Here is an 11,837-nt window from a genome sequence, read left to right as displayed (position 1 = left end):
TGTTAATGATTTGTAATAGGCGTGATAATACTACCTTAATGTTCTGCCCCATGCCACGCCCTTATGAATAGGGTATAATGCGGCAATTGATAAAGCCTGAAAATAGTATGAAGAAAACTTCTTTTAGAAATCACCGGCTTGAGCGATTCAGCTCACAACATTCCGCTAAGCGCCGCAAACCCGAAGGCCCGAAACGGCTGATCCTCTTCAATAAACCTTATGATGTGCTGCCGCAGTTTACTGACGAAGCTGGCCGCCAGACGCTGAAGGATTTCATCCCGGTAGCGGATGTCTATGCCGCGGGCCGTCTCGATCGCGACAGCGAAGGGCTGCTGGTGCTGACCAACGACGGCGCGTTGCAGGCGAAATTAACCCAGCCCGGCAAACGCACCGGCAAAGTCTATTTTGTGCAGGTGGAAGGCGAGCCGACGGAAGCCGCACTGGCCCAGTTGCGCAGTGGCGTGACGCTGAACGACGGGCCGACGCTCCCGGCGGGCGTGGAGCGCGTTGAAGAGCCCGCCTGGCTGTGGCCGCGCAATCCGCCGATCCGCGAGCGTAAATCCATTCCCACCAGCTGGCTTAAAATCACGCTCTATGAAGGACGCAACCGCCAGGTGCGGCGCATGACCGCGCATGTGGGGTTCCCGACGCTCCGGCTGATTCGTTACGCGACGGGCGACTATACTCTTGACTCTCTGGCCTGCGGCCAGTGGCGAGAAGTTCCGCTCAAATAAGGAGAACCGGATGTTCAAACCCCATGTCACCGTCGCCTGCGTGGTTCACGCGCAGGGCAAATTCCTGGTCGTGGAAGAGACCATTAACGGCAAAGCGCTCTGGAACCAGCCCGCCGGCCATCTGGAGGCCGACGAAACACTGGTGGAAGCTGCCCGCCGCGAGCTATGGGAAGAGACCGGCATCCATGCCGAGCCGCAGCATTTTCTGCGTCTGCATCAGTGGCTGGCGCCCGACAACACGCCCTTTTTGCGCTTTCTGTTCAGTATTGAGCTCGACGCGCCGCTGCCGACCGAGCCGCACGACAGCGATATCGATCTCTGCCGCTGGGTGAGCGCCGACGAAATCCTCTCGGCGAGCAACCTGCGCTCTCCGCTGGTGGCGGAAAGCATCCGCACCTGGCAGCGCGGCGAGCGCTATCCGCTCTCGCTTATCGGCGCGTTCAACTGGCCGCTGCGTTAACGCCTCAGCACAATTTATTTCGCACCGAAACTTTTAACGGCAGCTTAACATGCTGCCGATTGCCGCTACACTCAGCACCTTCCGCCATCTCTCCACGCTGCCTTTGCGCGCTCCTGCTGCGCGGCAGTAAAAGCGCCTGTTTTTACACCGGCCGACACGTTTTCCGCACGATTAAAGAACACCGGATCCACGCCGATAGAGCATTGACCAGGAGGCTCGTAACGAAGGGACACTAATGCTATTTCGTGGTTGATCCTGAGGAGCCGTGATGGCCAGACAATCCGTTCATAAAAAGATGAGTACCCGCGCGCAGATGCTGCTGACGGGCGCATTAACCATCACGCTGGGGTTTGTCGTCACCATTGGCGTGCTGAGCTGGCAGTCCAGCAACGAACAAAAAGCGCTGGCGGAGAGCTATTTACGTCAGATTGCCCAGAGCGAAGCGCTGAGAATTCAGCAGGAACTTAACTACGCGCGCGATGTGGCGCATAACCTTGGCCACAGCATGGCGTCCCTGCCCCGCGCCGGTATCACCGACCGTAAAGTCGCCGACCAACTGCTGGAAGGCGCGCTGCGCGATAACCCTGACTATCTTTCCATTTCCGTAATCTTTGAAGAAAACGCTTTTGACGGGCGCGATGCGGAGTTTGCCGGCAAACCCGGTCAGGCGCCGAAAGGCCGTTATGCGTTTTTCGTCGACCACGGCCAGTCGGGTAATTATCAGTTTCATCCGCTGCTCTCCTATCTCACGCCGGGCCAGGGCGATTACTACCTGATCCCGCAGAAAACCCGGAAAGATACGCTGATCGAACCCTACAGCTACGCCTACAACGGCGTGCCGACGCTGCTGACCTCGGTGGCGGCGCCCGTTGTCTCCGACGGCCAGCTCAAGGCCGTGGTGACATCCGATATTTCGCTGGCGTCGCTTCAGCAAAAAGTGAATCAGATCAAACCCTGGGAAGGCGGCGGTTACGCCATGCTGCTTTCCACCGCAGGCAAAATCGTCTCATACCCGGATAAAAAGCTGACCAGCAAACCGTTCCCTGGCGACACCGCCGGTTTTACCAGCCATGTGGTTGAACAGGACGATGCCATTCTTGGCGAAAAAGCGCTGGTTACCTGGCAGCCAGTCACTATCGGCAACAGCACGGATAACTGGTATCTGGGCATTGTGGCGCCGGTAAGCCAGGTAATGGCCGCCGCGAATCGCCAGTTGATGAACGCCATTATCCTTATGGTGGTCAGCATTCTGCTGGTGAGCGCGCTGCTGGGCATCGTCTTTAGCCGTAAAGTGCTCAAGCCGCTGGGCGGCGAGCCGCTGGAAGCCGCGACCATTGCGCTGGCGGTGGCGGACGGCAAGCTCGATAACGTGATTGCCGTTAAACCGGGCGATCGCGGCAGCCTGTTCTACGCGCTTAACACCATGCAGGCGCAGCTGCGCGGGATTGTCGGGCAGATCAAAGAGGCGAGCGACTCGGTGCGTCAGGGCGCAGGCGAAATCGTCAGCGGCAACATTAACCTCTCCTCGCGGACTGAAGAGCAGGCCGCCGCGCTGGAGCAGACCGCCGCCAGCATGGAGCAGATCAGCGCGACCGTGAAACATAACGCCGCCAACGCGCATCACGCCACCGAGCTCACCGCCAACGCCACCCAGATCGCCAGCCGCGGCGAAACGCTGGTCGGCCAGGTAGTGCAGACGATGGCGCAGATCGACGACAGCTCGAAGAAAATCAGCGATATCACCACGATGATCAATAGCATCGCGTTCCAGACCAATATCCTGGCGCTTAACGCCGCGGTAGAGGCGGCGCGCGCGGGCGAACAGGGCCGCGGCTTCGCGGTGGTGGCAAGCGAAGTCCGAAGCCTCGCGCAGCGCAGCGCCAACGCGGTGAAAGAGATTGCGGCGCTGATAGAAGAGTCGGGCCAGCGCGTGGCCAACGGTGTGCAGCTGGTGAATGACGCAGGCAAAACCATGCAGGAGATGACCCAGGCGGTGCATTCGGTGCAAACCATTATCGGCGAGATCGTCAGCGCCTCGGATGAGCAGTCGAAAGGCATCAGCCAGGTGACGATCGCCGTCAACGAAATGGACGGCGTGACCCAGCAGAACGCCGCGCTGGTACAGCAGATGGCGGCGGCGGCCAGCTCGCTCGAAGAGCAGGCGCAGCAGCTGGCGCAAACCGTCGAGCAGTTCAGCCTCGAAGACCGCTACGCCTGAATCCTGTCCGCGGGGGCCTCGCGCCCCCGCCCTCTTTTATCGCCTCTCCTGTAAGCCCCGACACGTCGCAATTATTGCCGTTAAGCCCTTTTCTTCGCGCGCGAAGGCAAACCCGGCGCGCTCAGGGGGTGTTTGCGCCGCCCGCGCGTGCTAGAATACGCCGCCTTTGTTTTAAGTCGTGAGTGGTGCAATGTCTGATAACAGCCAGAAAAAAGTCATCGTCGGAATGTCCGGCGGCGTCGATTCCTCCGTTTCCGCGTGGTTACTGCAACAGCAGGGCTATCAGGTGGAAGGTCTCTTTATGAAGAACTGGGAAGAGGATGACGGCGAGGATTATTGCACGGCCGCCTCCGACCTCGCAGACGCCCAGGCGGTGTGCGATAAGCTCGGCATTGAGCTGCATACCGTCAACTTCGCGGCGGAATACTGGGATAACGTGTTTGAGCATTTCCTGGCGGAATATAAAGCCGGACGCACGCCGAACCCGGATATCCTCTGCAACAAAGAGATCAAATTTAAAGCCTTTCTCGAATTCGCCGCGGAAGATCTCGGCGCGGACTACATCGCGACCGGCCACTACGTGCGTCGCGCCGATGTGGACGGCAAAAGCCGCCTGCTGCGCGGTCTCGACGGCAATAAAGACCAGAGCTACTTCCTCTATACGCTCGGCCACGATCAGGTCGCGCAAAGCCTGTTCCCGGTCGGCGAGCTGGAGAAACCGGAAGTGCGCCGCATCGCCGAGGAATTAGACCTGGTGACGGCGAAGAAAAAAGATTCCACCGGCATCTGCTTTATCGGCGAGCGAAAATTCCGCGAATTCCTTGGCCGCTATCTGCCTGCGCAGCCGGGTAAAATTGTGACCGTCGATGGCGATGTTATCGGCGAGCATCAGGGTCTCATGTACCATACGCTCGGCCAGCGCAAAGGCCTCGGCATCGGCGGCACCAAAGATGGCGGCGAAGAGCCGTGGTACGTGGTGGATAAAGACGTCGAAAACAATATTCTGATTGTCGCCCAGGGCCACGATCATCCGCGCCTGATGTCTGTGGGCCTTATCGCCCAGCAGCTGCACTGGGTGGATCGCGAGCCGGTCGCCGCGCCGTTTACCTGCACCGTGAAAACGCGCTACCGTCAGGTGGATATTCCCTGCACCGTCCGTCCGCTGGATGACGATCGCATCGAAGTGCTGTTTGACGAGCCGGTCGCCGCGGTCACGCCGGGGCAGTCCGCCGTGTTTTATCTCGGCGAAGTGTGCCTCGGCGGCGGTATTATCGAACAGCGCCTGCCGCTGCCGGTTTAAGCCTGATGCCGCCTGCGCGGCCATGAATGAACAGCCGCGATAAAAAGGAGTCTGTGTGGCAAAGAACTTCTACGACATCACCCTTGCGCTGGCGGGCATCTGCCAGTCGGCGCGCCTGGTTCAGTCACTGGCGCATGAAGGCGCCTGTGACAGCGAGGCCCTGCGCGTCTCGCTTAACAGCGTGATCGACCAGAATCCGGCGTCCACGCTCGACGTTTTCGGCGGCCGCGAAGCCGGGCTGAAAATCGGTCTTGAGACGCTGCTTGGCATGCTGAACACCAGCAGCCGTCAGGGTCTGGGCGCGGAACTGACGCGCTACACGTTAAGCCTGATGGTGCTGGAACGTAAGCTTGCCGGCAGCAAAGGCGCGATGAATACGCTTGGCAACCGCATCGCGGATTTAAGCCGCCAGCTTGAGCACTTCGGGCTGGAATCCGACACATTAATGAACGCGATGGCCGGGATTTATGTGGATGTGATAAGCCCGCTCGGCCCGCGCATCCAGGTCAACGGCTCGCCCGGCGTGCTGCAAAGCCCGCAGATTCAGGCGAAAGTGCGCGCCACGCTGCTCGCCGGTATCCGCGCCGCGGTGCTCTGGCAGCAGGTCGGCGGCGGACGCCTGCAACTGATGTTTTCCCGTAATCGTCTGACCACCCAGGCGAAACAAATTCTTGCTCAATGTTAACCTCTCAGGAGTGACTGATGGAATTATCCTCACTGACCGCCGTTTCCCCCGTTGATGGACGCTACGGCGATAAAGTCAGCGCGCTGCGCGCCATTTTCAGCGAATTTGGCCTGCTGAAATTCCGCGTACAGGTTGAAGTACGCTGGCTGCAAAAGCTGGCCGCACACGCAGCGATCAAGGAAGTTCCTGCTTTTGACAAAAACGCAAACGATTTCCTTGATGCGATTGTCGCAGGCTTCAGCGAAGAAGACGCGGCGCGCATTAAAACTATCGAGCGCACCACCAACCACGACGTCAAAGCGGTTGAGTATTTCCTGAAGGAAAAAGTGGCTGACGTTCCGGCGCTGCACGCGGTGTCCGAGTTTATCCACTTCGCCTGCACCTCTGAGGACATCAATAACCTCTCTCATGCGCTGATGCTCTCCACCGCGCGCGAAGAGGTGATCCTGCCGTTCTGGCGTAAAATCATTGACGCGGTCAAAGATCTGGCGCACCAGTATCGCGATATCCCGCTGCTCTCCCGCACCCACGGCCAGCCCGCCACGCCGTCCACCATGGGCAAAGAGATGGCGAACGTCGCGTACCGCATGGAGCGCCAGTTCCGCCAGCTCCAGCAGGTCGAGATCCTCGGTAAAATCAACGGCGCGGTCGGCAACTATAACGCCCACATCGCCGCGTACCCGGAAGTGGACTGGCACCAGTTCAGCGAGGAGTTTGTAACCTCGCTCGGCATCCAGTGGAACCCGTACACCACCCAGATTGAGCCGCACGACTATATCGCCGAACTGTTTGACTGCATGGCGCGCTTTAACACGATTCTTATCGACTTCGACCGCGACGTCTGGGGTTACATTGCGCTGAACCACTTCAAACAGAAAACCATCGCCGGTGAAATCGGCTCCTCCACCATGCCGCACAAGGTCAACCCGATCGACTTTGAAAACTCCGAGGGCAACCTGGGCCTGTCGAATGCCGTGCTGCAACATCTGGCGAGCAAACTGCCGGTGTCCCGCTGGCAGCGCGACCTGACCGACTCCACCGTTCTGCGTAATCTGGGCGTCGGCGTCGGTTATGCGCTTATCGCGTATCAGTCAACCCTGAAAGGCGTGAGCAAGCTGGAAGTGAACCGCGATCGCCTGCTGGACGAGCTGGACCACAACTGGGAAGTGCTGGCTGAGCCGATCCAGACCGTGATGCGCCGCTACGGCATCGAGAAGCCGTATGAGAAGCTCAAAGAGCTGACCCGCGGCAAACGCGTCGACGCCGAAGGCATGAAGCAGTTCATTGACAGCCTCGCACTGCCGGAAGATGAAAAAACGCGCCTGAAAGCGATGACGCCGGCCAATTACATCGGCCGCGCCATCCAGATGGTCGATGACCTGAAATAACCCCCTTACGCGCCACCTTCGGGTGGCGCGCTGCGCTCTCCCCTCGCCTTTTCCACACGCGTGCCGATCCCTGGCTGGTTTATCCAATGTTTATGCCCTTTCAGTAATAATTGGCGTTAAACTATTTACATAATTGATTGATAAGGGGACGTCGCATGCGCGTGCTGGTCGTCGAAGATAACGCTCTGCTGCGGCACCATCTGAAAGTGCAGCTCTCTGAGCTCGGGCATCAGGTGGATGCGGCCGAAGACGCCAAAGAAGCCGATTATTATCTGAATGAACACCTGCCGGACGTGGCGATTGTCGATCTGGGCCTGCCGGACGAAGACGGGCTGAGCCTTATCCGCCGCTGGCGCGCCGGTGAGATAACCCTCCCTGTGCTGGTGCTGACCGCACGCGAAGGCTGGCAGGATAAAGTCGAAGTGCTGGGCGCGGGCGCCGACGACTACGTCACCAAGCCGTTTCACATCGAAGAGGTGGTGGCGAGAATGCAGGCGCTGCTGCGCCGCAACAGCGGGCTCGCCTCGCAGGTGATCTCAATGTCGCCGTTCGTGGTGGATCTCTCGCGCCGTGAAGTCACCATTAATGACAATCTGATCCGCCTGACCGCTTTTGAATACACCATTATGGAGACGCTTATCCGCAACGCGGGCAAGGTCGTCAGCAAAGATTCGCTGATGCTCCAGCTCTACCCGGACGCAGAGCTTCGCGAAAGCCACACCATTGACGTATTAATGGGGCGTCTGCGTAAGAAGATTCAGGCGGAATATCCGGGCGAGGCGATCACCACGGTGCGCGGCCAGGGTTACCGGTTCGATCTGCGCTAAATGAATAAAAACGTCCTGCGCCACTTTCTCCCGCTCTCGCTACGGGTGCGATTTTTACTCGCGACCGCGGCGGTGGTGCTGGTGCTGTCGCTCGCCTACGGCATGGTGGCGCTGGTAGGCTACAGCGTGAGCTTCGATAAAACCACCTTCCGCCTGCTGCGCGGCGAGAGCAATCTCTTCTACACCCTTGCCCGTTTTGACAACGGCAGACTCACCGTCGAGATCCCCGATCACATCGACAGGCAGAGCCCGACGCTGACCTTTATCTATAACGAAAAAGGCAAACTGCTCTGGTCGCAGCGCGACGTGCCGCGCCTGATGAAAGCGATCCGTCCGGAATGGCTCAACGCCAACGGCTTTCACGAGCTGGAGACGCGCTTTAGCGATACGCGCGCGCTGCTGGGCGCGAACCGGGCCCTGCAAAAGCGGCTCAATGATTACGATCCGGACCGGGATGACGAAACCACGCACTCGGTGGCGGTGAACGTCTACCCGGCAACCGCCGCCATGCCCGCGCTGACGGTGGTGGTGGTGGATACCATCCCTGACGAGCTGAAAAGCTCATGGAGCGTCTGGAACTGGTTTATCTATGTGCTGGCGGCGAATCTGCTGCTGGTGATCCCGCTGTTATGGCTCGCCGCGTGGTGGAGCCTGCGGCCGATAGAAGCGCTGGCGCGCGAAGTGCGCGAGCTGGAAGAGCATCATCGCGAGCAACTGAACCCGTACACCACCCGCGAACTGACAAGCCTGGTGCATAATCTAAACCGGCTGCTGAAAAGCGAGCGCGAGCGCTATGAGAAATACCGCACGACGCTCACCGATCTCACCCACAGCCTGAAAACGCCCCTGTCGGTGCTGCAAAGCACGCTGCGGTCGCTGCGTACCGGCAAAACCGACGTGGAGCAGGCCGAGCCGGTGATGCTGGAGCAGATCAGCCGTATTTCGCAGCAGATAGGCTACTACCTGCATCGCGCCAGTATGCGCAGCGGCAATATGCTGCTGAGCCGCGAATTGCACCCGGTGGCGTCGCTGCTGGATAATCTCACCTCCGCGCTCAATAAGGTTTACCAGCGCAAAGGCGTCAGCATCACGCTCGATATCTCGCCGGAAATTGTCTTTATCGGCGAGAAAAACGATTTTCTCGAAGTGATGGGTAACGTGCTCGATAACGCCTGTAAATATTGTCTGGAGTTCGTCGAAGTGACCGCCCAGGTGGCCGATGACACGCTGCATCTGGTGGTGGAGGATGACGGGCCGGGCATTCCGGAAAGCAAGCGCGCGCTGGTGTTTGACCGCGGCCAGCGGGCCGATACGCTGCGCCCGGGCCAGGGCGTTGGATTGTCGGTAGCGCGCGAAGTGGTGGAGCAGTATAACGGGCAGATCCTTACCGGCACCAGCGAGCTTGGCGGCGCGCGAATGGAAGTGATTTTCGCCCGCCAGCAGCCGCCGGTGGGCGAATCTTCCGCCACGCTTCGAAAAAACCTGTCAGACAACCACGCAGAGTGACGCGCGTCCGTTATAATCCGACTCATCTTCAGAGCCTGCGGAATACAATATGGACTACCACGTAGAGATAAACTGGCCCGATTTCATTGAGCGCTACTGGCAAAAACGGCCGGTGGTGTTAAAGCGCGGCATTAAGAACTTTGTCGACCCGCTCTCCCCGGACGAACTGGCCGGTCTTGCGATGGAGAACGAGGTGGACAGCCGCCTGGTCAGTCATCAGGACGGCAAATGGGAAGTGAGCCACGGCCCGTTCCAGAGCTACGATCATTTAGGCGAAACCAACTGGTCGCTGCTGGTGCAGGCGGTCAATAACTGGCACGAGCCAAGCGCCGCGCTGATGCGCCCGTTCCGCGCCCTGCCGGACTGGCGTATTGACGATCTGATGATCTCCTTCTCGGTGCCGGGCGGCGGCGTTGGCCCGCATCTCGATCAGTACGATGTGTTTATTATCCAGGGCGTCGGCCGTCGCCGCTGGCGCGTGGGCGAAAAAGTGCCGATGAAACAGCACTGCCCGCACCCGGATCTGCTGCAGGTCGCGCCGTTTGAAGCGCTGATCGACGAAGAGCTGGAGCCGGGCGATATTCTCTATATTCCGCCGGGATTCCCGCACGAAGGCTATTCGCTGGAAAACTCGATGAACTATTCGGTCGGTTTCCGCGCGCCGAGCGGCCGCGAGCTTATCAGCGGGTTCGCCGATTATGTGTTGCAGCGAGAGCTCGGTAGCCAGCGCTACAGCGATCCGGACGTGCCGGCCCGTGAATGTGCCGCGGATATTGTGCCTGCGGAAGTCGATAAGCTGCGCGAGATGATGCTGGATCTGATCCGCGATCCGGCGAATTTCAACGAGTGGTTTGGCGAGTTTATCACCCAGTCGCGTCACGAGCTGGATGTGTCGCCGCCGGAGCCGCCGTATCAGCCGGATGAAATTTACGACGCGCTGAAACAGGGCGACACGCTGGTGCGCCTCGGCGGCTTGCGCGTGCTGCGTATCGGCGAGGAAGTCTTTGTGAACGGCGAGAAGATTGACTCGCCGCACCGCCCGGCGCTGCATCAGCTGGCCAATGAAGTCGTGGTGAATGAGGCGATGTTAGGCGACGCGCTGGAAGACCCGTCGTTCCTGGCGCTGCTGGCGGCGCTGGTGAACAGCGGCTACTGGTATTTCGCGGACTAGCAGCGGTAGCGTATGACGGTGGGTGCGCTTCGCTTACCCACCCTACGACATAACGTGAAGGGTTTGATGTGAATGGTGGGTGCGCTTCGCTTACTCACCCTACGACATAACGCGATGGATTTGATGTGAATGGTGGGTGCGCTTCGCTTACCCACCCTACAACATCCTCTGAACGGCAACTAAAACTGTAGGGCGGGTAAGCGTCAGCGCACCCGCCTTTTTTGCGCCTTTACGCCTCCCGCTGCGCGGTTAACTCGGCGATACGCACAATCACCTGCACCGCTTTCTCCATCCCTTCCAGCGTCGCAAACTCATGCTTGCCGTGATAATTGTACCCGCCGGTGAAAATGTTCGGGCATGGCAGGCCCATAAACGACAGCTGCGCGCCGTCGGTGCCGCCGCGAATCGGCTTTAACTGCGGTTCAATGCCGCAATCGATAATCGCCTGGCGGGCTATCTCGATAATATGCGGGTGCTCCGCCACCTTCTCGCTCATATTGTAATAACTGTCTTCAATCGCGAGCTCAATATAACAATCCGGGTGCAGCCCCTTGCCGACCTGCTTCGCGATATCCATCATGCGGCGTTTGCGCGCTTCGAAATTCTCACGGTCAAAATCGCGGATGATGTAATGCATCTCGGCGCGATCCACCGAGCCCTTCATGGTATGCAGATGGTAAAAACCCTCGTAGCCTTCGGTGCACTCCGGGCTTTCGTCGGCGGGCACCAGCGCATGAATGCGCGCGGCGAGCGACAGCGCGTTCACCATTACGCCTTTGGCGCTGCCGGGGTGCACGTTATTGCCGACGATCTTAATCGTCACCGACGCGGCGTTGAAGTTCTCATACTCCAGCTCCCCGATACCGCTGCCGTCCATGGTATACGCCCAGCGCGCATCAAAGGCTTCGACATCAAAATGTTTCGCGCCCTTGCCCACCTCTTCATCCGGCGTAAAGGCCACGCGAATATCGCCGTGGGGAATGTTTTTCCGCGCAAGCGTCGCCATGGCGGTCATGATCTCCGCGACGCCCGCTTTATCGTCCGCGCCTAACAGCGTTTTGCCGTCGGTGGTGATAAGCGTATGGCCGAGCAACTGATGCAGCACCGGGAACATCACCGGCGAGAGGATCTCTTCGCCGGTGCCGAGCGCGATATCCCCGCCGCGGTAGTTTTCAACGATTTGCGGGTTCACGTTTTTGGCGGTGAAATCCGGCGAGGTATCGACATGAGAAATGAATCCAATGGGCGGGACGGGTTTATCCACGTTCGACGGCAGTGTCCCGGTCAGCGTGCCGTGTTCGCTCAGCGACACATTGACCATGCCCAGTTCTTCCATCTGATTCTTCAGCAGGTTTAACAGCTTCCACTGGCTTTCGGTGCTGGGAACATGCTTCACCCCGGCCCGTGACTGGGTATCCATAGTGACATATTGCAGGAAACGTTCGAGTAATTTATCCATGTTCTCACCCCTGTTATTTTGTGACGTTATTATCATTAAGCATTTAAAGACAAATATTGTTTCAGGTCACCTTTCGCCCGGCGAAGAGC

The 11,837-nt window shown here is 59.0% G+C and carries 10 protein-coding genes; 9 read left to right on the top strand and 1 reads right to left on the bottom strand.

Translation table 11 applies throughout. The features are described from left to right. The first annotated feature begins 77 nt into the window (after positions 1-77). The 9 genes from rluE to AFK65_RS07885 all read left to right on the top strand — a co-directional run bounded on the left by rluE (position 78) and on the right by AFK65_RS07885 (position 10,289). Complete coding sequence (gene rluE, locus AFK65_RS07925; protein ID WP_032804512.1) at positions 78-734, top strand: 23S rRNA pseudouridine(2457) synthase RluE; 657 nt, start codon at positions 78-80, stop codon at positions 732-734. Positions 735-744: 10 nt separating this feature from the next. Next, complete coding sequence (locus AFK65_RS07920) at positions 745-1,194, top strand: NUDIX hydrolase (protein WP_007708035.1); 450 nt, start codon at positions 745-747, stop codon at positions 1,192-1,194. Between the two features lie 268 nt (positions 1,195-1,462). After that, complete coding sequence (locus AFK65_RS07915) at positions 1,463-3,412, top strand: methyl-accepting chemotaxis protein (RefSeq protein ID WP_038857436.1); 1,950 nt, start codon at positions 1,463-1,465, stop codon at positions 3,410-3,412. Between the two features lie 190 nt (positions 3,413-3,602). Beyond that, positions 3,603-4,712, top strand: a complete 1,110-nt coding sequence (gene mnmA, locus AFK65_RS07910) for a tRNA 2-thiouridine(34) synthase MnmA (RefSeq protein ID WP_007708027.1) — start codon at positions 3,603-3,605, stop codon at positions 4,710-4,712. A gap of 55 nt (positions 4,713-4,767) precedes the next feature. After that, positions 4,768-5,397, top strand: a complete 630-nt coding sequence (hflD, locus tag AFK65_RS07905; protein WP_007708024.1) for a high frequency lysogenization protein HflD — start codon at positions 4,768-4,770, stop codon at positions 5,395-5,397. Positions 5,398-5,414: 17 nt separating this feature from the next. After that, positions 5,415-6,785 carry an adenylosuccinate lyase gene (gene purB / locus AFK65_RS07900; protein WP_007708021.1) on the top strand — a complete coding sequence of 457 codons (1,371 nt, stop codon included), beginning with the start codon at positions 5,415-5,417 and terminating at the stop codon, positions 6,783-6,785. 155 nt (positions 6,786-6,940) lie between these two features. After that, entirely contained in the window at positions 6,941-7,612 is a 672-nt protein-coding gene (gene phoP, locus AFK65_RS07895; protein WP_007708018.1) for a two-component system response regulator PhoP, read from the top strand. Then, positions 7,613-9,118 (top strand): two-component system sensor histidine kinase PhoQ, encoded by a 1,506-nt coding sequence (phoQ, locus tag AFK65_RS07890; protein WP_007708015.1) that lies wholly within the window; start codon positions 7,613-7,615, stop codon positions 9,116-9,118. Between the two features lie 49 nt (positions 9,119-9,167). Further along, a complete protein-coding gene (locus AFK65_RS07885; protein WP_007708012.1) occupies positions 9,168-10,289 on the top strand; it encodes a ribosomal protein uL16 3-hydroxylase in 1,122 nt (373 codons plus the stop codon). A gap of 229 nt (positions 10,290-10,518) precedes the next feature. Here AFK65_RS07885 and pepT read toward each other — a convergent pair whose 3' ends face one another. After that, positions 10,519-11,748, bottom strand: coding sequence for a peptidase T (gene pepT / locus AFK65_RS07880; RefSeq protein ID WP_007708009.1), 1,230 nt, complete (start codon positions 11,746-11,748; stop codon positions 10,519-10,521). Positions 11,749-11,837 lie beyond the last annotated feature (89 nt).

The organism is Cronobacter universalis NCTC 9529, assembly GCF_001277175.1.
Taxonomy (GTDB): Bacteria; Pseudomonadota; Gammaproteobacteria; order Enterobacterales; family Enterobacteriaceae; genus Cronobacter; species Cronobacter universalis.
This window is presented reverse-complemented; position numbering and strand designations above follow the sequence as displayed.